We start from the raw sequence: 20,729 nt of genomic DNA on the forward strand, positions 1-20,729 counted from the left end.
GGCCGCGTCTGAGCGGAACGTGGCCCCGGAAGCACCGGTTACCTGTGGGGACGGGGGACCGGGGCGACGAGAGCCCCCGTGCAGCATGTGCTGCACGGGGGCTCTCGCCATGAGGTGGCGGGTGGATCAGGCGCGCGCGGTCTCGGTCCTGGAGACCTCGCTGTGCGTGCGCCTCAGGAAGCGGATCAGCGGCGCGCTGTCGAACTGCACCACCTCGACGCCGTCCGCCGTATGGCGTTCGACCACCAGCTGGGCGCGGCCGCACGGCCAGATCCGGAAGCTGTCGCTTTCGACGGGGGAGCGCAGCCCGCGCTCCAGCAGATCGCGGGCGACGGCCCACTCCGCGCCGCCGGGGAAAGCGACAAGGATGGTGCCGGGGGCGTCGGCGGTGTCGTGACGCAGCTCGACGGGGACCACGGGCAGGTCGCGGGCGTCGGTGACGAGCCGGGCTCGGGCATGTTCTTTGATCACGGGGGACATGGGCCGGCTCCTCCTGTTTACCTATTCATCTTCGTCATCCAATGTCCCATATTTCCGTAAAAGAGCACTGTGAGAACGCTGGGCAGTTGTGACAGAGGTGCTCTTGCGAACGATTCGCAACAAGGCCCTATCATTGAGAGGTTCATGACCCCGCGCAGCAATGCAGGAACGCAGGAAGCGGAGCCGCCCCCATGCATGTACCCGACGGATTCATCAACGCACCCGTCTCCGCCGTCGCCGGAGTCGTGGCCGCCGGAGCCGTGGCCGTCAGTCTGAAGGGGGCCCGGCGCGAGCTGGACGAGCGCACCGCGCCGCTGGCCGGGTTGGTCGCCGCCTTCATCTTCGCCGTGCAGATGCTGAACTTCCCCGTCGCGGCCGGCACCAGCGGACACCTGCTCGGCGGGGCGCTGGCCGCGATCCTGGTCGGTCCGTACACCGGGATCCTCTGCATATCCGTCGTCCTGCTGATGCAGGGCATCCTCTTCGCCGACGGCGGGCTCACCGCGCTCGGCGTGAACATCCTCGACATGGGCGTCGTGACCACCGTCGTCGCGTACGCCCTGTTCCGCGGCCTGGTGAGCGTGCTGCCGCGCACCCGCCGCTCCATGACCGCCGCGTCCTTCGTCGCCGCACTGGTCTCCGTACCGGCCGCCGCCGCCGCCTTCACGCTGCTGTACTGGATCGGCGGCACCACCGACATCCCGATCGGCAAGGTCTTCACCGCAATGGTCGGGGTGCACGTCCTGATCGGCATCGGTGAGGCCGCGATCACCGCGCTGACCGTCGGCGCCGTCATCGCCGTCCGCCCCGACCTGGTCCACGGCGCCCGCGGCCTCACCGCCCCGCTCAAGCTCCGCATCGACGGCGAACTCGTCGACGCCCCCGCCCCCGCTCCCGCCCGGGAGCCCGCCGCCCACCGCTCCACCAAGGGCCTGTGGGCCACCGGCCTGGTCACCGCCCTCGTCCTGGCCGGCTTCGTCTCCTTCTACGCCTCCGCGAATCCGGACGGCCTGGAGAAGGTCGCCACCGACCAGGGCATCGACAAGGAGGCCAGGGACCACGCAGCCAAGGACTCCCCGCTCGCCGACTACGGCGTCAAGGACATCTCCGACGCCCGGATGTCGGGCGGACTGGCCGGAGTGATCGGCGTCGGCGCCACCCTCGTCGTCGGCAGCGGCGCGTTCTACGTCGTCAGCCGCCGCCGTAGGGACGACGAGCCCGCGGACAGCGACTCCCGTACCGACGAGAAGGTCTGAAATGGGCGCGGGACACGCCCACAAGCTCTACCGGCACGGGCACTCGCCGGTCCACGACCTGCCGCCGCACTGCAAGCTCGCCGCGGTGTTCGCCTTCGTCGTGGTCGTCGTCACCACCCCGCGCGAGGCGGTATGGGCCTTCGGGCTCTACGCGCTGCTGATCGCGGGCGCCACCGCCGCGGCCCGCATCCCTGCCGCCTTCCTCCTCAAGCGGCTGCTGATCGAGGTGCCGTTCGTCGCGTTCGCCCTGCTCATGCCGTTCGTCGTACCCGGCGAGCAGACGCAGGTCCTCGGGCTCTCCGTCAGCGTCCCCGGACTCTGGGGCGCCTGGAACGTCCTCGCCAAGGGCACCCTCGGCGTCGCCGCCTCCGTGCTCCTGGCCTCCACCACCGAACTGCGCTCCCTGCTGCTCGGCCTCCAGCGTCTGAAGCTGCCCCCGCTGCTCGTCCAGATCGCCTCCTTCATGATCCGGTACGGCGATGTGATCACCGACGAGATGCGCCGTATGTCCATCGCCCGCCGCTCGCGCGGATTCGAGGCGCGCGGCATCCGGCAGTGGGGTGTCCTGGGCAAGTCGGCGGGCGCCCTGTTCATCCGGTCGTACGAGCGCGGAGAACGCGTCCATCTCGCGATGGTCAGCCGCGGCTACACCGGCTCCATGCCGGTCATCGACGAGGTGACGGCCTCGCGCACCCAGTGGGCGTACGCCTCGGTACTCCCCGTGCTCGCCCTCGTCGTGTGTCTGCTGGGATGGACCCTATGAGCCAGACCTCCGCCACCCCCGAGCCGACCCCGCCGCCGTCCCTGGAGGTCAGCGGCCTCGCCTACGCCTACCCCGACGGCCACCAGGCGCTCTTCGGCGTCGACCTGACCGTCGCCCGCGGCGAGCGCGTCGCCCTGCTCGGCCCGAACGGGGCCGGCAAGACCACCCTCGTCCTCCACCTCAACGGCATCCTCGACGCCGGCGCCGGCAGCGTCCGGGTCGCCGGGCTCCCGGTCGACAAGCGCAACCTCGCCGAGATCCGCCGCCGCGTCGGCATCGTCTTCCAGGACCCCGACGACCAGCTCTTCATGCCCACCGTCCGCGAGGACGTCGCCTTCGGCCCAGCCGCCGGCGGGTTGCGCGGCGCCGAACTGGAGGAGCGCGTCACCGAAGCGCTCAAGCAGGTCGGCATGGAGGAGTACGCGAACCGGCCGCCGCACCACCTCTCCTTCGGCCAGCGCCGCCGCGTCGCCGTCGCCACGGTCCTCGCCATGCGGCCGGAGATCCTCGTCCTGGACGAGCCCTCCTCCAACCTCGATCCGGCCTCCCGCCGCGAACTCGCCGACATCCTGCGGTCGTTGGACGTCACCGTGCTGATGGTGACGCACGACCTGCCGTACGCCCTAGAGCTCTGCGGCCGCGCGGTCATCCTCAGCGAAGGCGTCATCGCCGCCGACGACCGCACCCAGGACCTCCTGTGCGACGACGTACTGATGCGCGCCCACCGCCTGGAGCTCCCCTTCGGGTTCGACCCGCGCTCGGTGACCGTTCGTGTCCCGTGACGGTTCGTGTTCCGTGACGGTGAACATCGGGTGACCCGCCCCTCGTCCGACCTGCGGCGCAATGCACCATGGGGGGATGAGCGGGAGCGCAGGAGCAGGCGTGGACGTACGGGGCACGGCAGCGCCCGGATTCGAACCGGTCCGGGATGCTTTCATCCGTAACTTCGAGCAGCGCGGTGACCGCGGGGCAGCGGTCACCGTCTACCGGCACGGTCAGAAGGTCGTCGACCTGTGGGCCGGCACCAGAGACGTCGACGGCGTCGAACCGTGGGCCGTCGACACCGTGCAGATCGTCCGCTCGGCGGGAAAGGGCATCGCCGCCGCCGTCCCGCTGCTGCTGCACCAGCGCGGCCAGATCGACCTGCACGCCCCGGTCGGCACGTACTGGCCGGAGTTCAAGGCGAACGGCAAGGAACGCGTCCTCGTCCGCCATCTCCTCGCCCACCGGGCCGGGATCCCGGCCCTGGACCGGCCGTTGACGCCCGACGAGGCGGCCGACGGGGTGAGCGGACCGCAGGCGGTCGCCGCCCAGCGCCCCCAGTGGGAGCCCGGCACCGACCACGGCTACCACGCGCAGACCTACAGCTGGCTCGTCGGTGAGCTGGTGCGGCGCGTCACCGGCCGGACCATCGGCCGCTGGGTCGCCGAGGAGATCGCCCGCCCGCTCGGCCTGGACTTCTGGTTCGGCATCCCGGCGGACGAGGCGCACCGGGTGGGCCGGATCGGGCAGGTCGAGCCACCCGCCGGGGACGGCACGGGTGCGCTGCGGATACGCCCCAAGCGCTCGGTCGTCGACGCCTACCGCGACCCGGACTCGCTGACCCGCCGGGCGTTCGGTGCGATCGACCCGTTCCCCGACGAGAACGACCCCGGCTACCGGGCCGCCGAGCTCCCCGCGTCCAACGGCATCGCCACCGCCCGCGGCCTGGCCCGGTGCTACGCCGCGATGATCGGCCCGGTCGACGGCCACCGGCTGTTCGCCTCGGCCACCCTCACCCTGGCCCGCACCGAGGAGTCGGCGGGCCCGGACCGGGTCCTGGTCGTCGGCACCCGCTTCGGCCTCGGCTACATGCTGCACGGACCGGCGGCCCCGCTGCTCGCCCCGGGCTCCTTCGGCCACCCGGGCCGGGGCGGTTCGCTGGGCTTCGCCGACCCCGAATCCGGCATCGCCTTCGGCTATGTGACGAACGGTCTGCAGAAGGGAGTCACCGCCGACCCCCGTGCCCAGGCACTGGTGCGCGCAGTACGTTCGGCGCTATGACTTCTGCCGCTCTCATGCGATTCGACGGATACAGCGTTCTCCTCACCGGGGCCGGCCAGGGCATCGGCGCCGCCACCGCCCGGCGGCTGGCAACCGAGGGCGCCCGCGTCCTGGTCACCGACCTGGACGGCGAACGGGCAGCGCACGCGGCGGCGGAGATCCGGGAGAGCGGCGGCGAGGCCGAGGCGCTGGCCTGCGACGTGACGGACCGGGCGGCGGTCGAGACGGCGGTGGCCCACGCCGTCTCGGTGTTCGGCGGGCTCGACGTACTGGTGAACAACGCGTACGCGTGCACCCCCGACGCCGCGCTCTTCGAGGACGAGCCGGACGAGGCCTGGCAGCGCGACCTGGACGTCACCCTCAGCGGTGCCTACCGGTGCGCGCGCGCCGCGCTGCCGCATCTGGTGGATTCCGGCCGGGGCGCGATCGTCACCATCGGCTCGGTCAACGGCGAGCAGTCCTTCGGCAACCACGCCTACAGCGCCGCCAAGGCGGGCCTGACCAGCCTCACCCGTACGCTGGCCGGCCACGCCGGACCGCGCGGGGTGCGGGTCAACCTGGTCACGCCCGGCACGATCCGCACCGACGCCTGGGCGGGCCGCGACGCCGAACTGTCCCGGGTGAGCGGCCTCTACCCGCTCGGCCGGGTCGGCGAGCCGGAGGACATCGCGGGCGCCGTGGCCTTCCTCGCCTCCCGGGACGCTGCCTGGGTCACCGGGACGACGCTGAGGGTGGACGGCGGGCTGACCGCGGTGAACACGGGCTTCCTGCGGGCGCTCGCCGAGGACTGAGCTCACACAGAGCTGAGCTCGCACAGGACTGAGTTCGCACCGGCCCGTGGGCTACGGGCTCAGCGGTTCGTCGCGTCGTCGTACACGCCCACGGTGGACGCGAGCCGCTGGTGACACCCGCGCTGCCGCGCAAGCCCGCGTTCCCGAGGGCGAGGAGTACGAGGGGGTGGAGTACGCGGAGGCGGGAGCGGACGCCGTGGTGTGACGGCGGCCGCGGCGCCGGCCTCCCGGGGGCAGTCCCGGGAGGCCGGCCGCGGACGTACCCGTCCCCTCAGGCGGGTACGCCCAGGTGCTGCTCCTGCCGTGTCTCCGCGCTCTCCCGGGTGGCTCCGCGGAAGACCGGCAGCCGGTCCACGGCCAGCACGCCCGGACCGGAGAAGACGAGCAGCAGCAGCGTCCAGCGGAAGAAGACCGCCGCCTCGCCGCCGTTCTGCATGGGCAACAGTCCCGCCCGCTGGTGGACGTCGAAGTACGCGAACGCCATGGATCCGGAGCCCACGAGCGCGGCCGTTCTCGTACCGAGGCCGGACAGCACCAGGGCGCCGCCGACCAGTTGGATGACGGCCGCGTACCACCCCGGCCAGGCGCCCGCGGAGAGCATCGGCCTGCCGAGCACGCCGAAGAGGGACGCGACACCGTGAAGGGTGAAGAGCAGTCCGACGACGATCCGGAACAGGCTGAGCGCGTATGGCTGGGCCTGCCCGAGGCGAGTGACCATCATGAGTGACCGCCTCCCGTCAGCTGTAGACGCCGAACTCGTAGAGCGAGTAGCCGTAACCGGAGCCGCGGGCGGTGCCGTTGATCCGCACGTAGCGGCCGGTGCCGTTGACGTCGATGTCGTCGATGTCTCCGTTGCCGTCGGTCACCGACTTCACCGTCGTCCAGTTCTGTCCGTCCTCGGACGTCTGGATGTCGTACGCCTTGCCGAACGCCGGGTCCCAGGCGAGCTGGACGTGCTTGAACGTCGTCGAGGCGCCGAGGTCGACCTGGACCCACTGCGGGTCGCTCCAGTCACTGGCCCAGCGGGTGTCGAACTTCCCGTCCACCGCGTTGGCCGCACCGCACGGGCAGCCGCCCGTCGGGTCGGTCTGGAACGAGGACGCCGTGGCGGCCTTGCCCTGGGAGACGTTCGTCCCGTCCACCTTCGGCGGGATCACCTTGACCGACTTCGTCTCGATGCCCGCGTTCCCGTGGCCGTCCGTGGCCTTCACGTAGACCTTGTAGACGCCGGTTTTGCCCGGGGCCTTCGCGGTCAGGGTGCCGTCGCCGTTGTCCTTGGTCTCGGCCGGGACCAGTGCCTTGTTCTGGTCGATGTAGTTGCTGCTGAAGAGGACCTGGTAGGTGATCGCGTCGCCGTCGGGGTCACTGGTGTGGGTGCTGATCCTGACATCGCCCCCCGTCGGGACGCCGGTGGTGGCACCTTCCACCGCCATGTCCGTGATCACCGGCGGGGTGTTGTCGCCGGAGGTGTCCGCCCCGTAGGCCTTCTTCACGGCGTAGTACGAGAGCCGCTTCTCGCCGCCGGGCAGCAGGTTGAACCAGACGCCGCCGAAGTCGTCCTCGACGCCGTAGTGGAACATCGTGGCGCCGAGCGCGACCCCGGTGTGCCCGGTGATGCAGCCCCACGCCTTCTGGTACCCCTCGCCCTTGGCGACGTCGGCCGGCTCGGTCGGGACGCCGTTCGCGTCGTCGTCGACCTCCCACTCACCGGCCGGGCCCGTCTCGGTGACGATGTAGGGCTTGTCGTAACCGCCCTGCTCCCAGTCGGACTTGATGTTGCAGACCGCGTTGTACGCGTTGACGGCGTACAGGTCGAGGTCGGGGGCGTTCTTCTTGTAGTACGGCCACGCGCCCGTCCAGGCGTCCGTGGAGGTCACCGGGTGATTCGGGTCGACTGCGTGGATCTTCTTCGCGACCTCGTTCACGAAGGTGGTGTACGCGTTGCGCTGCGCCTCCAACTCGTCCCCGCCGTAACAGTTCTGCAGGCCGAGCGTGGACTCGTTGCCGACGTTCCACATCAGCACGCCGGGGTTGTCCTTGTAGGTGTCGACCCACTTGGGGAACTCGGCGAGCATGTTGTTCTTGTATTCGGTGTCCGTCAGGTAGTTCACACAGCCACCGCTGCAGGGGCCGCCGCCGGGCTGGAGCCAGAAGCCGGCGATCACCTTGATGCCGTTGGCCGCCGCCGTGTCGAATAGCGGCTTGCTGGTGGCGTCGGTGCCCCAGGTGCGGATGGTGTTGACGCCCATGGACTTCACGTCGGGCAGGTACTTTCCGGCGTCGGCGACCGAGGGGCCCCAGGTGAGGCCCTTGACCGTATACGGCGAACCGTCCACGGTCAGCTGCCAGTCGCCCTGCGAACCGGTGACCTTCACGACGTTGCCGGCCGCCTGGGCGGCGGGCGCCTGGACGGCGAGCAGACCGCCGCCGAGCAGGGCCGCCGCCGCGAGCGGTGCCACGAGACGTTTGGCCCTGCGAGTGGGGGGATGGTGCATGTCATGCTCCTTGCGGGTGGGGAGTGACGGACGCGATCTTGGAGAGCGCTCTCCAAGATGGCCCGAAAAAGGGCCCCGCGTCCGGTGGGGGGTGGGGCGTGCGGACTACGGCAGTTCGTAGTTCCCGTCGAGCACGGCGCCGGCTCCGGGGTGGTTCTCGTCGTAGCCGTGCGGGTCGCACTGCAGGCCGCCCTTGACGCAGTGGGTGACCATCGCGTCGAGCGTGGCGGCGTCCCAGCCGTTCATGAAGTCGTAGTGGAAGGAGAATCCTGCGCCGCTCGCCAGCTTCACCTGCGACATGTCACCGTTGACCGGCCAGGCCATCTTGAACTCGATCATCGGCAGTGCGACGGGGTGGTCGGCCGGGCAGGAGTTGTAGTTGGCGCCCCCCGCCACCGGGTACGCCATGTGGCTCTTGTGGTCCGGCGTGTCCAGGTGGATGCCGTCCCAGCAACTGGGCGCCTGGAGGCGCAGGTTGAGCTGGACGTCCTGACGGGCAGGGCAGGTCGCCGGGAAGTTGTAGTTCTTGAAGCTGTCGCCGCACTCCCAGCCCTCGACGGTGCCCTTGAGGTTCTTGAACTCGTCCTGCGTCTGCATCGGGCTGCCGACGACGTACCGCAGCCCGCGCGGGAAGGGCCGCACGCTGGTGTAGTCGGTGACGCCCGACTTGTAGTAGATGGTCTGCACGCCTTCGGGGAGGACCTTCTGGTCCCCGTTGAACAGGCTCGGCATCCAGTACCCGGACTTGTCGCCAGGGGCCAGGCAGGTGGTGTCACCCGCCTCCAGCGAGGCGGTGGTGGTGTTGGCGTTCGTGGTGGTGTTGCCCATGAACGTGTGGTCGTGGGACTTGCCGGGCTGCCCCGGATAGACGATCGGGTCGTCCGGAGCGGTGTGCGTCGGGGCGCACTTGGCCTGGAACTCGTGGAAGTACGCCGACGGCGGGACCTTCGTCGAGGGGGTGACCCCGGTGACCGGCGGGTCGGCCATGATGTAGCCGTCGCCGTCGGGGTCGTCGCCCGACGCCTGGGTGGACGCGGGCATGCCGGGCATCCCGGGCATGGAGTACGCGGCGGTGTGCGCGGTGTGCGTACCCGCCGCCGCGGCCGGCGTCTCGGGGGAAGCGTTCGCTGTCGCCGCGATTCCGGCGATCCCTGCCGTGGTCAGGGTCAGCGAGGTGAACAAGAGCAGTCCGGTGAGGGTTCTCGACCTCCGTGGCATGGAGACCTCCTGCTGCGTCGTGGGGCGTGCATGGAGTTGGGAGAGCGCTCTCCCAACTCGGAGTGTTCCGCTCCTGACAAGAGCGTGTCAATAGCTCGTGAACGACACCCGCTCCGGCCGGAGTTGACCGACCGGGGCGGGTTGTCGACGGTGAGGGCGGTTGACCTGCGCGGAGTTGACCGTAACGCTCACGCTCCACCACGCCGGTGTGACGGCCACGTAGCTGCCGTCGCCACCGGCCGGCGGAATGCATCAGGAGGGGGTGGCCTCGATGGCGGCGCTGCCCACCGCCGGGGCACCGGCCGCACTCAACTCGTGTGCAGCATCAGCCCGATGCCCACCACCATCAGCCCGGCCGCCGCGATCCGCGGGGCGCCGAAACGTTCCTTGAAGAACACCGTGCCGATCGCCGCGCCCACGATGATCGAGGACTCGCGCAGCGCCGCGACCGGGGCGAGCGGTGCCCGGGTCTGGGCCCACAGGACGAGGCCGTACGCCGTCACGGACAGGGCCGCGCCGAGCAGGCCGCGCAGCGCGTACGGGCGGAGCTGGGCCGGCAGGGCGGAGCGGCGGCGGTACAGGGCATAGAGGGGGATCGCGAGGCCCTCCAGGATCATCAGCCAGGCGATGTAGCCGAGCGAGCTGCCGGAGGCGCGTACGCCGACGCCGTCCACCGTCGTGTACCCGGCGATGGCGAGACCGGTCGCCAGAGCGGCCAGGATCGCGGGCCACTGGGGGCGCTTGCCGGAGCCGCGGATGCCCCAGACGGCGAGGCCGACCAGTCCCGCCGAGGCCACCGCGACGCCCGCCGTGGCCCAGCCGTCCGGGCGCTCGCCCACGAAGACGGCGGCGAGGACGGTGACCACGAGTGGGGCCGTGCCGCGGGCGATCGGATACATCTGGCCGAAGTCGCCCAGCGTGAACGACCGCATCAGCAGCAGCATGTACACCACGTGCAGGGCGGCGGAGACGGCCAGGTACGGCCAGGCGTCCGCCGCCGGGAACGGGACGAAGAGGGCGGCGGCCGCGCCGATCAGCAGACCGCCCCCGGAGATCAGGGTGAAGGACAGCAGCTGGTCCTTGATCGCGTGCGCGATGGCGTTCCAGCCGGCGTGCGTGAAGGCGGCCGTCAGGACGGCTATCGCGACGAGCGGTGTCACCTGGCCTGCTCGCGTACGTCCACCACGGTGCCGCCGGCGTGCCCGATCAGCGTCCGCGGATCGAGGGGGAAGACCGTGTACGGGGTGCCGGCCGCGGCCCACACCACCTCGTGGGCGAGCAGCCCGCGGTCGGCGAGCACCCGGGTCCTGGTGCGGTGCCCGAAGGGCGGGACGCCGCCGATCGCGTAACCGGTGGCCTCCCGGACCACGTCCGCTCCCGGCCGCCGTACCTTCGTCGCGCCCAGCTCCTGCCGTACCAGCTCCACATCTACGCGGGAGGAGCCGTCCATCAGGACCAGCACCGGGACCCCGTCGGCCTCGAAGATCAGCGACTTGACGATCTCGCCGAGCTCGCAGCCGAGGGCGGCCGCGGCTTCGGCGGCGGTCCGGGTGGCCTCCGGGAAGCGGCGGATCTCGACGTCGAGGCCGAGCTCGCGCAGCGCCTCGGCGAAGCGGGGGTGAGCGGCTGAGGTGTCGTTGCCCGTCGGGGCGTGGGCGTCTGAAGTGCTCATACCCCGCACGCTATCGGCCGTGGTCCGGGGTGTGCGAGCGGGTTCCCGGGGGCGGTCGAGCGGGTGTGCAACGCCGCCCCCGGGGCCGGGCTGTCATGGCCCCGCGAGCAGGACCTCTGCGACGACCGGACCGGCCGCGTCCCCGCCGTGGCCGCCGGACTGGACGAGGGCCGCCGCCGCCAGGTCGTTGCTGAATCCGGTGAACCAACTGTCGGACGTGGCGTGCCCGTCGATCTCCGCCGAGCCGGTCTTGCCGCCCTTGTCGCCGCCCACGCCCGCCATCGCGTGAGTGGCGGTGCCCTCCGGGTTCGTGGCGGTGTACTTCAGCATCTGCCTCAGCTGATCCGACACTCCGCCCGGCAGCGGACTCGCGGTGGCGAACTTCCGGTTGTCCAGCTCCTTCGGGACGATGTAGGGCTGCCGGAACCGGCCCTCGACGGCGGTGGCGGTGATGGACGCCATGTTCAGCGGGTTCATCCGGATCTTGCCCTGGCCGATGTACGAGGCTGCCGTCTCGGCGCCGGTCGAGGCGGGCACGTCGCCGTCGAACGTCTCGATGCCCGTCTGCCAGTTGCCGCCGATCCCGAAGTACTGCGAGGCCTCGTTCGACAGAGCGCTGTCCCGCTTGGCGCCCAGCGGCGCTATCGGTTTGATGAACGCCGTGTTGCAGGACTTGGCGAACGCCCGCTGCAGGGTGGGGTTCTGCATGGAGAAGTTGTCCAGGTTGTGGAACGGCACCCCTTCCCACGTCACGTCCGAGGGGCATTCGACCGGCGAGTTCGCGCTGCCGAGCCCGTTCTGGATGATCATCGCGGCCGTCACGATCTTCATCGTCGAGCCGGGTGCCACCGTAGCCAGCCGGGCCGCGTCGAAGCCGTCCGTCCGGTTGTTGGCGATGGCACGGATCGCACCGGTCGACGGCTCCACCGCCACCACGGACGACTTGTCGTACTTCTTCACGGCCTTCTCCGCCGCCGCCTGGATTCCCGCGTCCAGCGTGGTCGGAACCCGGCCCGGCTTGCCCTTGACCAGGGTCAGCAGGGTCTTGTCCGCACCGTCGGCGTTCGCGCTGTTGATCCACGTCTCGATGCCCGTGGTGCCGCCGGCCTTCTGCCCGTACTTCTTGCGCAGGTCGTCCAGGATGCCGCCCAGCGACGGGTACTTCTCCTTGCTGAGCACGTTGCCGTTGCGGTCGACCGCCTCGATCGACGCGGTGCTCGACTCGCCCGTCTCCAGCGATTCGCCCTTGCCCAGTTCCGGATGGATGACGGATGGGGCCCAGTCGACGAGCGGGCGGCCCGTGGTCAGGCCGCGCACCACCGTCAGCTCGGAGGCGTACGACCAGGGCTTCGTCGTCCCGTCGTAGGAGACGGTCGCTTTGACCGTGTACGGCACCTTCGAGCCGGCCGCCGGGCCTGCCGTGATCACGGCCTTGGTGACGTGGGCCGATTCGCTGTAGCCGATCAGCGCCGGCTCGGCGTCGCCCTCGTTGTTGGTGAGCTCGGCCGCGGTGGCCGCATCGCCCTTCGCCCACGCCGCGAGGAACTTCTTCGACGTCTCGGCGATCTCGTCCTTGGTGACCGGACCCGTCTTCACCTCGTTCGAGGTGGCCTTGGTGTCCGAGCCGCCCCCGACACCGCTGCTGCCGAGCCCGTCCAGGACGTTGTAGGCCCCGTAGCCCACCACGCCGACCACGCCCGCGAACACTCCGCCGACCACGGCGACCTTCACTCCACTGCGCATGCCTGCAGTCCCCCTCCCCAGGAGGCCCCCTTGAACGCGTTCAAGGGGGCTGTTCCCGGCACGTTACGGGACTGCCGTGACAGTGGAGCAGGTTGTTATCGGAATGCGATCCGGTCCGGCGTGAACAGACCGGTCAAATCCAGGTATCCAGCCACATACGGTCCCGCCAGGAATCCTCCGGAATGGAGGTTCCGGTATAGAGCGGCCAGAAGTAAATGAAATTCCAGACGATCAGAAGGACCAGTACACCGGCCGCCACGGCGCCCAGTGTCCGGTGTCGTTCACCCGAGGGATCGCTCTTTGTCAGACCCAGTTCGTGTTTCGCCCCGGTGCCCGCCGCCGGGCCCAGCATCGCGCCGATCATCATCGCCACCGCGAGGCAGAGGAAGGGCACGAACACGACCGCGTAGAAAAGGAAAATGGTGCGTTCCTGGTACAGGAACCACGGCACCCACCCCGCGGCCACCCCGCAGGCGATCGCGCCCGCCCGCCAGTCGCGGCGGAAGAACCAGCGCCACAGCACGTACACCAGGGCGAAGCAGGCGGCCCACCACAGCAGCGGTGTGCCGATCGCCAGGACCTCGCGGGCGCACTTGCCGGTCGACGATTCGGTGCAGCCGTTCTGCTCCTCGTAGAAGTACGAGACGGGCCGGCCCAGCACGATCCAGCTCCAGGGATTGGACTGGTAGGTGTGCCCGGACGTCAGGTTCACATGGAACTCGTAGACCTGGTTCTCGTAGTGCCACAGGCTGCGCAGCCAGTCCGGCAGCCAGGTCCAGCTGCCGCCCTTGCCGTCGGTCGCCGCCCAGTCCCGGTAGTAGCCGTGGCGGTCCGGGTCGTCGCGGATGATCCAGCCGGTCCACGAGGCGATGTACGTGAGGACCGCGACCGGCACCGTGGAGACGAACGCAGGCACCAGATCCCGCTTCAGCACCGCCTTGTACGGCTGCACCGCGCCCGCGGTCCTTCGCGCGCCCACGTCCCACAGGACCGTCATCAGGCCGAACGCGACCATGATGTACAGCCCGTTCCACTTGGTGGCGAAGGCCAGCCCCAACGAGACCCCGGCCGCGATCCGCCACGGACGCCAGCCGAGCCGCAGCCCCTCCGCGACCCCGGCGTCTGGCCGCAGCACACCCTCATCGTCCACCGGCAGCGCGGCCGCCAGCCGGCGCCTCGCCCAGTCACGGTCGATCAGCAGACAGCCGAACGAGGCCAGCACGAAGAACATCAGCACCAGGTCGAGCAGCGCGGTGCGGCTCATCACGAAGTGCAGCCCGTCCACCGCGAGCAGACCGCCCGCCAGGCAGCCCAGGAACGTCGAACGGAACAGCCTGCGGCCGATCCGGCACAGCATCAGCACCGACAGCGTGCCGAGCACGGCGACCATGAACCGCCAGCCGAACGGCGTGAACCCGAAGAGCTGCTCACCGATCCCGATGATCCACTTGCCGACCGGCGGGTGCACCACATAACCGGGATCGGTCGGGACCGGCACCTGCGACGGGTCGTTGAGGATCAGCTTGTCGACGTCCTTGGGCCACGACCCCTCGTAGCCCTGCTTGATGAGCGCCCAGGAGTCCTTGGCGTAATACGTCTCATCGAATATCACCGCGTGCGGGCTGCCCAGGTTCCAGAACCGGAGCACTCCGGCGACCGCCGCGACCAGCAGCGGACCGCCCCACGCCGACCAGCGCACCAGCCGGTCCGCGAGCAGCGGGGGGATTCCGAGCACCGCCCACAACTGGCCACCGGGGCGGGTGTACGGCGGAACCAGGCGTTCGCGCAGCCCGATACCGGGGCGCGGGAAATGGCCGAAGCGGCGCAGCCGCTGCTGCCAGGAAGTCGGCTCCGGGCCATGTTGCTCCCCGGCGTCTTGGCCCTGCCGGGCTTCGGGCGCAGTACTCGTCACCGCGCCATCGTAGGGAACGCATCTGTGCGAGTCCCGCCGCCCGTGCTGGGAGGATGGGCGTTGTGACTGGAACGACTGGAACGCTGGTACTCGCAGGGACCCCCATCGGCGACGTGGCGGACGCCCCGCCACGCCTCGCCGCCGAACTGGAGACGGCCGATGTCGTCGCCGCCGAGGACACCCGCCGGCTGCGCCGGCTGACCCAGGCGCTGGGCATCCACACCACGGGGCGTGTCGTCTCCTACTTCGAGGGCAACGAGACCGCCCGTACGCCCGAACTCGTCGAGGCGCTGATGGGCGGCGCCCGGGTGCTGCTGGTGACGGACGCGGGGATGCCGTCCGTCTCCGACCCCGGTTACCGGCTGGTCGCCGCGGCCGTGGAGAAGGACATCAAGGTCACCGCGGTGCCGGGCCCGTCGGCGGTGCTCACCGCGCTCGCCCTGTCCGGGCTGCCGGTGGACCGCTTCTGCTTCGAGGGCTTCCTGCCGCGCAAGGCCGGTGAGCGCCTCGGCAAGCTCCGCGAGGTCGCCGACGAGCGCCGCACCATGGTCTTCTTCGAGGCCCCGCACCGGCTCGACGACACCCTCGCCGCGATGGCCGAGGTCTTCGGCGCCGACCGGCGCGCCGCGGTGTGCCGCGAGCTGACCAAAACGTACGAGGAAGTGAAGCGCGGTCCGCTGGGCGAGCTCGCCGTCTGGGCGGCCGAGGGCGTACGAGGCGAGATCACCGTCGTCGTCGAGGGTGCGGCCGACTCCGGAGCCGAGGAACTGGACGCCGAGGAGCTGGTGCGCAGGGTGCAGGTGCGCGAGGAGGCGGGGGAGCGGCGCAAGGAGGCGATCGCCGCTGTCGCCGCTGCGGCGGGGCTGCCCAAACGCGAGGTGTTCGACGCGGTCGTCGCGGCAAAGAACGCGGCTCGGACCGGCCCAGCGGACGGCAAAGGACTATCGTGAAAGGCAAAGCGCGAGCCGCGTTCCGGCCCCTTTTGCCACGAGAAGGCCAAAACCGCTCCAACACTCGACAGGGCCCGGTGCGCTCCCGCCGGTAAAGGCGTCCACTGGATCCAGGACGCATTCTCCGGAGTGCTTGTCCGGCGGACAAGAGGAGCAGGCATGAGCGAGATCGCAGCAACCACCGTGCACGAGGCGTATGCCTTCGCCTGCATGAGGTGCGGATACGGCTGGGAACAGGCCTACGAAATAGAGCACCACGTCGACACCTCGAATCACGCATTCGTGGTCTACAAGGCGGACGGCGAACGCGTGCCGTCCCCGCTTTCCACACCGACCTGTACGAACTGCGGCGGGCACGTCGTACGGATCATGCGGGCCGGCCGCGTGTCCACGGTTCAGCAACTGCTCCAGAACCGCCGGCCGGCCGCCGAGGCCGACTCCGAGGTGCGGGACCCGGTTGCGGCCACCGCCGCCCCCGCGGGAGAACACCACTGGCACCTCTCCGACCTGCTCCACCCCTTCCACCGCAAGTGAGGCCCGCCCTTCCACCGCAAGTGAGGCACGCGCGGTGAGGCCCCCGGCCGCGGTCCTCGTACGATCGTGGCCATGAGCCGTACCGAAGCCCCGCCGCTGCCCGAGCCCCTCCGGGTGCCGGTCGCCGATTCGCACACTCACCTGGACATGCAGGACGGCACCGTCGAGGAGGGCCTGGCCAGGGCCGCCGCGGTGAACGTGACGACCGTGATCCAGGTGGGCTGCGACGTGAAGGGCTCGCGTTGGGCCGCCGAGACCGCGGCCGCGCACCCGAGCGTGTACGCGGCGGTGGCCCTGCACCCCAACGAGGCGCCGCGGATCGTGCACGGGGATCCGGACAACTGGTCGCGGCAGGGGGCCCGTGAGGGCGGCGGGACCGCCGCGCTCCACGAGGCGCTCGCCGAGATCGACGCCCTGGCCGCGCTCGACCACGTACGCGGTGTCGGCGAGACCGGACTCGACCGCTTCCGGACCGGCCCCGAAGGGATGGCGGCCCAGGAGGAGTCCTTCCGGGCCCACATCGAGATCGCCAAACGGCACGGCAAGGCGCTCGTCATCCACGATCGCGACGCGCACGCCGATGTGCTGCGCATCCTGGCCGACGCGGGCGCCCCGGAGCGGACCGTCTTCCACTGCTACTCCGGCGACGCCGACATGGCCCGAGTCTGCGCGGACGCCGGGTACTTCATGTCCTTCGCGGGCAACATGACGTTCAAGAACGCCCAGCCGCTGCGCGACGCGCTCGCCGTGGCGCCCATGGAACTGGTCCTGGTCGAGACGGACGCGCCCTTCCTCACCCCCGCTCCGTACCGCGGACGGCCTAACGCGCCGTATCTGATTCCGGTCACGCTGCGCGCCATGGCCGCGGTCAGGGGCGTCGACGAGGACACCCTGGCGTCGGCGATCGCCGACAACACGGCGCGCGCGTTCGACTACTGACCCCGAATTCGCGACGCTGGGTAGTCGCGCCGCTTTGGAGAGTGACGCCTCCTCCGCTATCGTCCCGGGCGCCAAGAGCGAGCCGGCCGGTACGGATCTTCTGGAGCGAGCGTCGTGAGCAATTCGCAGGGCAGCCACCGTGCAGCACGCGGCAGGGGGCGTACGGCGGCCGCCGGGACGCGCGGGCCGGCCACCGTCGTCGTGCCGGGACCGTCCCCCGTACCGCCGCACGAGGAGCTGACGCTCGCCGCGTGGTCCCGGCGCACGCCGACCGTCGTCGACGTGCCGACGGGGCGGACCGTCGCCGCGCTCGGCAGCCCGGTCCGTACCGCACAGGCCCCCACCGTCACCGCCCTCACCGTGCCGGCCCCCGGTGGCAGGTCCGGGGCGCGACGGGGTGCCCGGCGGCGCCGGGTGTCCGTCCGTCCCGAGCGGCTGCGCCGTCTGGTCCCGCGGGCCCTGGTGGTCGCCTTCCTGGCGGGCGGGACGACCGTGTTCGTCGCCGAGGACAAGGCGGTGACGCTGGACGTCGACGGGGAGCCCCGCACCCTGCACACCTTCGCGGACGACGTGGGCGAACTCCTCGCCGAACAGGGCATCGACGCGGACGACGACCGGACCGTGTCCCCGGCCCGCGGCACCCGCCTCGGCGACGGTGACGTGATCACCGTCGGCGGCCCGCGCCCGGTGACGCTCACGCTCGACGGGGTGCGGCGCAGGGTCTGGACCTCCGAGCCCACCGTCGGCGCCGCCCTGCGCCGACTGGGCGTGCGGGCCGACGGCGCCTACGTCTCCGTCTCCCGGTCCGCGCCGATCGGGCGCACCGGACTGACCCTGGACGTGCGCACCGAGCGCACCGTCACCGTGATGGCCGACGGCCGCGAACACACGGTCCGCACCACCGCCGGCACCGTCCGCGAGGCCGTCGCCCGGGCCGGTGTCGTCCTGCACGGCGAGGACGCCACGTCCGTGGCCCCGGACAGTTTCCCGCGCGAGGGCCAGACCGTCTCGGTGCTCCGGATCACCACCACCCGGGTGGTGCGCGAGGAGCTGCTGCCGTACGCCGTGGAACGGTCCGGGGACGGGGCGCTCCCCGCCGGCATGGAGCGGGTCGAGCGGGAGGGGCGGGACGGTTCGCGGCGCGTCATGTACGCCCTGCGGACCGTCAACGGCGTCCGGCAGAAGCCCCGGGTGCTGGCAGCCGAGGTCGTACGGGAACCCGTCAGCCGGGTCGTGAAGGCCGGCACCGGCCCCCGCACCGGCGGGACGGCCGGGAAGGCGACAGCCCGTAGGCTTAACGGGTGAGCACCACAGAGCCCGACGCCCTCCTGGGCCCCGCAGACATCCGCGAGCTGGCCGCGACGCTGGGCGTACGCCCGACGAAGCAGCGCGGTCAGAACTTCGTCATCGACGCCAACACGGTCCGCCGGATCGTGCGCACCGCGGAGGTCCGTCCCGACGACGTGGTGGTCGAGGTCGGGCCCGGTCTGGGCTCGCTGACCCTGGCGCTGCTGGAGGCGGCCGACCGCGTCGTCGCCGTCGAGATCGACGACGTGCTGGCGGGCGCCCTGCCGGCCACGGTCGCCGCCCGGATGCCGGGTCGTGCCGACCGTTTCACCCTCGTCCACTCGGACGCGATGCTCGTACGGGAGCTGCCGGGCCCGCCGCCGACCGCACTGGTCGCCAACCTCCCGTACAACGTCGCGGTGCCCGTGCTGCTCACCATGCTCGACCGTTTCCCGAGCATCGAGCGGACCCTGGTCATGGTGCAGGCCGAGGTCGCCGACCGGCTGGCCGCCAGGCCGGGCAACAAGGTCTACGGCGTGCCGTCGGTGAAGGCCAACTGGTACACCGACGTCAAGCGCGCCGGCTCCATCGGCCGCAAGGTCTTCTGGCCCGCGCCCAACGTCGACTCGGGTCTGGTCTCGCTGGTGCGCCGGACCGAACCCGTCGCGACCACGGCGAGCAAGGCCGAGGTCTTCGCGGTCGTCGACGCCGCCTTCGCCCAGCGCCGCAAGACGCTGCGGGCGGCCCTGTCCGGCTGGGCCGGCTCCGCGCCCGCCGCCGAAGCGGCCCTGGTCGCGGCCGGCATCTCGCCGCAGGCCCGCGGCGAGGCCCTCACAGTCGAGGAGTTCGCAGCCATCGCCGAGAACAAGCCGGAGTCGTCCGCATGAGCGAGAGCATCACTGTCCGGGTACCCGCCAAGGTCAACGTCCAGCTCGCCGTCGGCGCCGCGCGCCCCGACGGCTTCCACGGCCTGGCCAACGTCTTCCTCGCCGTCGGCCTGTACGACGACGTCACCGTCACCCCGGCCGACGGGCTGCGTGTCACCTGCTCGGGTCCGGACGCCGCCCAGGTACCGCTGGACGCCTCCAACCTCGCGGCCCGCGCCGCGGCCGTGCTGGCCGAGCGGCACGGCATCGCACCCGATGTGCACATCCACATCGCCAAGGACATCCCCGTCGCCGGCGGAATGGCGGGCGGCAGCGCGGACGCGGCCGGCGCCCTGCTGGCGTGCGACGCGCTCTGGGCCACCGGCGCCACCCGCGAGGAGCTCCTGGCCATCTGCGCCGAGCTGGGCAGCGACGTGCCGTTCAGCCTGGTCGGCGGGGCGGCCCTCGGGGTCGGCCGCGGGGAGCAGCTCACCCCCGTCGAGGTCGGCGGCACCTTCCACTGGGTCTTCGCGGTCGCCGACGGCGGCCTCTCCACCCCGGCCGTCTACCGCGAGTTCGACCGGCTCACGGCCGGCACGCAGGTGCCCGAGCCCACCGCGTCCGCCGCGCTCATGGAGGCGCTGCGGGCCGGCGACCCCGTCGCACTCGCCGCAGCCCTCAGCAACGACCTGCAGGCCCCCGCGCTGTCGCTGCGGCCCTCGCTGGCCGGCACCCTGGCGGCGGGCACCGCCGCGGGCGCACTGGCCGCGCTGGTCTCGGGCTCCGGGCCCACCACCGCGTTCCTGACCGAGGACGAGGCGTCGGCCCGCAAGGTGGCCGACGCGCTGACCGCCTCGGGGACCTGCCGCACCGCCCGGATCGCGGCGTCCCCGGCGCCGGGGGCCACACTCCGCTGACGGCGAGGCCCGGCCGGGTCTCGGCCGGGCCTCGTCCACGTCCGGTCCCGCTCAGCCGAGCCGCACGCTCTGCTTCGCCAGCTCGAACGCCGGCAGCATGCCCTTGTGCTCCTGCTCGTCCAGCCCGCCCAGGTGCACCACGACCGGTCCGTCCGGAGTGGCGACGGCGAAGGCACGGGCCGGGCGCGACTCCTCCATGATCTTGCTGTAGATGGTGTAGCCCACCTCGGTCACGGACAGCTTCCCGACCGTGGCCTGCGTGTACGTGATCTTCGAAGCGTTCTCGTCGGCCTTCACGAAGCCCTCCAGCGCCTGGCGCGCCGTGCTCCCCTTGCCGTCGCCCTGCCACACCCGCAGGAACCCGATGTGCCCCGCGGGCTTCGCGTCGATCTCGCAGACCATGCTGACGGGGCCCTGCGTGCCGAGCGCGGCGAAATCGGAGTCCGGCTCCACGGGAGCCACGGCCTTCGCCTTCCAGTGCTGCGCCAGGTCGAAGACGACCGGCAGCTCGCATCCCGAACCGGCGCCCCCGACCGAGCCGCCCTTGGCCGCCGTCTTGTCGCCCGCTCCGTGCGCGGCCGCCCCGCCGCCCGGCTTGGTGTCCGCCTTCGCACCCTCGCCGGACCCCGACGAGCAGCCGGTCAGCGCGACGGCTGCCAGCAGGACGGGCGCAAGCCCGCGAACCGTACGTCGTGTCATGAAGTTCCCCACCCCGGTGAGATCCGGGAACCGGCCCGGACCTTGATCAATTCGGGCAAGGTACCGCACAGAGGTGTACGGGAGAACGCCCTTTCCCGGCCCCGTCCCGCACGGGTGAGCGGGCGCTCGTACGGAGGCCTGCGCCATGGCGACTACGCTGAAGG

General features: G+C 71.3%; 20 protein-coding genes. 11 read left to right on the forward strand and 9 right to left on the reverse strand.

Annotated elements, in window-relative coordinates; genetic code table 11:
• Nucleotides 1-126: 126 nt before the first annotated feature.
• Entirely contained in the window at nucleotides 127-480 is a 354-nt protein-coding gene (locus tag ACIOEW_RS23155; protein ID WP_401965562.1) for an SsgA family sporulation/cell division regulator, read from the reverse strand.
• 191 nt (nucleotides 481-671) lie between these two features.
• On the opposite strand from ACIOEW_RS23155, the gene ACIOEW_RS23160 reads away from it, so the two are divergent.
• The 5 genes from ACIOEW_RS23160 to ACIOEW_RS23180 all read left to right on the forward strand — a co-directional run bounded on the left by ACIOEW_RS23160 (nucleotide 672) and on the right by ACIOEW_RS23180 (nucleotide 5,333).
• Nucleotides 672-1,736 carry an energy-coupling factor ABC transporter permease gene (locus tag ACIOEW_RS23160; RefSeq protein WP_401965565.1) on the forward strand — a complete coding sequence of 355 codons (1,065 nt, stop codon included), beginning with the start codon at nucleotides 672-674 and terminating at the stop codon, nucleotides 1,734-1,736.
• A gap of 1 nt (nucleotide 1,737) precedes the next feature.
• Nucleotides 1,738-2,499, forward strand: a complete 762-nt coding sequence (gene cbiQ, locus ACIOEW_RS23165) for a cobalt ECF transporter T component CbiQ (protein ID WP_401965567.1) — start codon at nucleotides 1,738-1,740, stop codon at nucleotides 2,497-2,499.
• The gene (locus ACIOEW_RS23170; RefSeq protein ID WP_401965569.1) at nucleotides 2,496-3,281 is read left to right on the forward strand and encodes an energy-coupling factor ABC transporter ATP-binding protein; all 786 of its coding nucleotides are present in this window, start codon (nucleotides 2,496-2,498) and stop codon (nucleotides 3,279-3,281) included. The genes cbiQ and ACIOEW_RS23170 overlap by 4 nt, the downstream gene beginning before the upstream one ends.
• Before the next feature lie 100 nt (nucleotides 3,282-3,381).
• On the forward strand, nucleotides 3,382-4,542 hold the full coding sequence (locus tag ACIOEW_RS23175) for a serine hydrolase domain-containing protein (protein WP_401965773.1): 1,161 nt from the start codon (nucleotides 3,382-3,384) through the stop codon (nucleotides 4,540-4,542).
• Nucleotides 4,539-5,333 carry an SDR family NAD(P)-dependent oxidoreductase gene (locus tag ACIOEW_RS23180; RefSeq protein WP_401965572.1) on the forward strand — a complete coding sequence of 265 codons (795 nt, stop codon included), beginning with the start codon at nucleotides 4,539-4,541 and terminating at the stop codon, nucleotides 5,331-5,333. Before ACIOEW_RS23175 ends, ACIOEW_RS23180 begins: the two co-directional genes overlap by 4 nt.
• 271 nt (nucleotides 5,334-5,604) lie before the next feature.
• Here the strand turns inward: ACIOEW_RS23180 and ACIOEW_RS23185 are convergent, their stop codons facing one another.
• The 7 genes from ACIOEW_RS23185 to ACIOEW_RS23215 all read right to left on the reverse strand — a co-directional run bounded on the left by ACIOEW_RS23185 (nucleotide 5,605) and on the right by ACIOEW_RS23215 (nucleotide 14,373).
• Nucleotides 5,605-6,051: a DoxX family protein gene (locus ACIOEW_RS23185; RefSeq protein WP_401965776.1), complete on the reverse strand. Its 447-nt coding sequence runs from the start codon at nucleotides 6,049-6,051 to the stop codon at nucleotides 5,605-5,607.
• Between the two features lie 19 nt (nucleotides 6,052-6,070).
• Entirely contained in the window at nucleotides 6,071-7,828 is a 1,758-nt protein-coding gene (locus ACIOEW_RS23190) for a discoidin domain-containing protein (protein WP_401965574.1), read from the reverse strand.
• A 105-nt stretch (nucleotides 7,829-7,933) separates the two neighbouring features.
• Nucleotides 7,934-9,046, reverse strand: a complete 1,113-nt coding sequence (locus ACIOEW_RS23195; protein ID WP_401965577.1) for a DUF1996 domain-containing protein — start codon at nucleotides 9,044-9,046, stop codon at nucleotides 7,934-7,936.
• Nucleotides 9,047-9,354: 308 nt separating this feature from the next.
• Nucleotides 9,355-10,206, reverse strand: coding sequence for an EamA family transporter (locus tag ACIOEW_RS23200; RefSeq protein WP_401965580.1), 852 nt, complete (start codon nucleotides 10,204-10,206; stop codon nucleotides 9,355-9,357).
• Nucleotides 10,203-10,718: a YbaK/EbsC family protein gene (locus ACIOEW_RS23205; protein WP_401965582.1), complete on the reverse strand. Its 516-nt coding sequence runs from the start codon at nucleotides 10,716-10,718 to the stop codon at nucleotides 10,203-10,205. Before ACIOEW_RS23205 ends, ACIOEW_RS23200 begins: the two co-directional genes overlap by 4 nt.
• A 93-nt stretch (nucleotides 10,719-10,811) precedes the next feature.
• Entirely contained in the window at nucleotides 10,812-12,461 is a 1,650-nt protein-coding gene (locus ACIOEW_RS23210; RefSeq protein WP_401965585.1) for a penicillin-binding transpeptidase domain-containing protein, read from the reverse strand.
• 133 nt (nucleotides 12,462-12,594) lie between these two features.
• The gene (locus tag ACIOEW_RS23215; RefSeq protein ID WP_401965588.1) at nucleotides 12,595-14,373 is read right to left on the reverse strand and encodes a dolichyl-phosphate-mannose--protein mannosyltransferase; all 1,779 of its coding nucleotides are present in this window, start codon (nucleotides 14,371-14,373) and stop codon (nucleotides 12,595-12,597) included.
• A 53-nt stretch (nucleotides 14,374-14,426) separates the two neighbouring features.
• Between ACIOEW_RS23215 and rsmI the strand changes: the two genes are divergently transcribed.
• The 6 genes from rsmI to ACIOEW_RS23245 all read left to right on the forward strand — a co-directional run bounded on the left by rsmI (nucleotide 14,427) and on the right by ACIOEW_RS23245 (nucleotide 19,866).
• Nucleotides 14,427-15,323 carry a 16S rRNA (cytidine(1402)-2'-O)-methyltransferase gene (gene rsmI / locus ACIOEW_RS23220; RefSeq protein ID WP_401965590.1) on the forward strand — a complete coding sequence of 299 codons (897 nt, stop codon included), beginning with the start codon at nucleotides 14,427-14,429 and terminating at the stop codon, nucleotides 15,321-15,323.
• 159 nt (nucleotides 15,324-15,482) lie between these two features.
• The gene (locus ACIOEW_RS23225) at nucleotides 15,483-15,857 is read left to right on the forward strand and encodes a hypothetical protein (RefSeq protein ID WP_362542585.1); all 375 of its coding nucleotides are present in this window, start codon (nucleotides 15,483-15,485) and stop codon (nucleotides 15,855-15,857) included.
• Between the two features lie 72 nt (nucleotides 15,858-15,929).
• Nucleotides 15,930-16,796: a TatD family hydrolase gene (locus ACIOEW_RS23230; protein ID WP_401965593.1), complete on the forward strand. Its 867-nt coding sequence runs from the start codon at nucleotides 15,930-15,932 to the stop codon at nucleotides 16,794-16,796.
• Between the two features lie 114 nt (nucleotides 16,797-16,910).
• Nucleotides 16,911-18,101: a ubiquitin-like domain-containing protein gene (locus ACIOEW_RS23235; protein WP_401965596.1), complete on the forward strand. Its 1,191-nt coding sequence runs from the start codon at nucleotides 16,911-16,913 to the stop codon at nucleotides 18,099-18,101.
• Nucleotides 18,098-18,970: a 16S rRNA (adenine(1518)-N(6)/adenine(1519)-N(6))-dimethyltransferase RsmA gene (rsmA, locus tag ACIOEW_RS23240; protein ID WP_362542594.1), complete on the forward strand. Its 873-nt coding sequence runs from the start codon at nucleotides 18,098-18,100 to the stop codon at nucleotides 18,968-18,970. The genes ACIOEW_RS23235 and rsmA overlap by 4 nt, the downstream gene beginning before the upstream one ends.
• Nucleotides 18,967-19,866: a 4-(cytidine 5'-diphospho)-2-C-methyl-D-erythritol kinase gene (locus ACIOEW_RS23245; protein ID WP_401965599.1), complete on the forward strand. Its 900-nt coding sequence runs from the start codon at nucleotides 18,967-18,969 to the stop codon at nucleotides 19,864-19,866. Before rsmA ends, ACIOEW_RS23245 begins: the two co-directional genes overlap by 4 nt.
• A gap of 51 nt (nucleotides 19,867-19,917) precedes the next feature.
• On the opposite strand, the gene ACIOEW_RS23250 is transcribed toward ACIOEW_RS23245, so the two are convergent.
• Nucleotides 19,918-20,565 (reverse strand): lipoprotein, encoded by a 648-nt coding sequence (locus ACIOEW_RS23250; protein ID WP_401965601.1) that lies wholly within the window; start codon nucleotides 20,563-20,565, stop codon nucleotides 19,918-19,920.
• Between the last annotated feature and the right edge of the window lie 164 nt (nucleotides 20,566-20,729).

It is taken from the genome of Streptomyces sp. NPDC087901, assembly GCF_044742205.1.
GTDB lineage: Bacteria > Actinomycetota > Actinomycetes > Streptomycetales > Streptomycetaceae > Streptomyces.

Bases quoted from the DNA above. Each gene is read 5' to 3' on its own strand.
- ACIOEW_RS23155 (WP_401965562.1), bottom strand. From the start codon at position 480: ATGTCCCCCGTGATCAAAGAACATGCCCGAGCCCGGCTCGTCACCGAC.
- ACIOEW_RS23160 (WP_401965565.1), top strand. From the start codon at position 672: ATGCATGTACCCGACGGATTCATCAACGCACCCGTCTCCGCCGTCGCC.
- cbiQ (WP_401965567.1), top strand. From the start codon at position 1,738: ATGGGCGCGGGACACGCCCACAAGCTCTACCGGCACGGGCACTCGCCG.
- ACIOEW_RS23170 (WP_401965569.1), top strand. From the start codon at position 2,496: ATGAGCCAGACCTCCGCCACCCCCGAGCCGACCCCGCCGCCGTCCCTG.
- ACIOEW_RS23180 (WP_401965572.1), top strand. From the start codon at position 4,539: ATGACTTCTGCCGCTCTCATGCGATTCGACGGATACAGCGTTCTCCTC.
- ACIOEW_RS23185 (WP_401965776.1), bottom strand. From the start codon at position 6,051: ATGGTCACTCGCCTCGGGCAGGCCCAGCCATACGCGCTCAGCCTGTTC.
- ACIOEW_RS23190 (WP_401965574.1), bottom strand. From the start codon at position 7,828: ATGCACCATCCCCCCACTCGCAGGGCCAAACGTCTCGTGGCACCGCTC.
- ACIOEW_RS23195 (WP_401965577.1), bottom strand. From the start codon at position 9,046: ATGCCACGGAGGTCGAGAACCCTCACCGGACTGCTCTTGTTCACCTCG.
- ACIOEW_RS23205 (WP_401965582.1), bottom strand. From the start codon at position 10,718: ATGAGCACTTCAGACGCCCACGCCCCGACGGGCAACGACACCTCAGCC.
- ACIOEW_RS23210 (WP_401965585.1), bottom strand. From the start codon at position 12,461: ATGCGCAGTGGAGTGAAGGTCGCCGTGGTCGGCGGAGTGTTCGCGGGC.
- rsmI (WP_401965590.1), top strand. From the start codon at position 14,427: ATGGGCGTTGTGACTGGAACGACTGGAACGCTGGTACTCGCAGGGACC.
- ACIOEW_RS23225 (WP_362542585.1), top strand. From the start codon at position 15,483: ATGAGCGAGATCGCAGCAACCACCGTGCACGAGGCGTATGCCTTCGCC.
- ACIOEW_RS23230 (WP_401965593.1), top strand. From the start codon at position 15,930: ATGAGCCGTACCGAAGCCCCGCCGCTGCCCGAGCCCCTCCGGGTGCCG.
- ACIOEW_RS23245 (WP_401965599.1), top strand. From the start codon at position 18,967: ATGAGCGAGAGCATCACTGTCCGGGTACCCGCCAAGGTCAACGTCCAG.
- ACIOEW_RS23250 (WP_401965601.1), bottom strand. From the start codon at position 20,565: ATGACACGACGTACGGTTCGCGGGCTTGCGCCCGTCCTGCTGGCAGCC.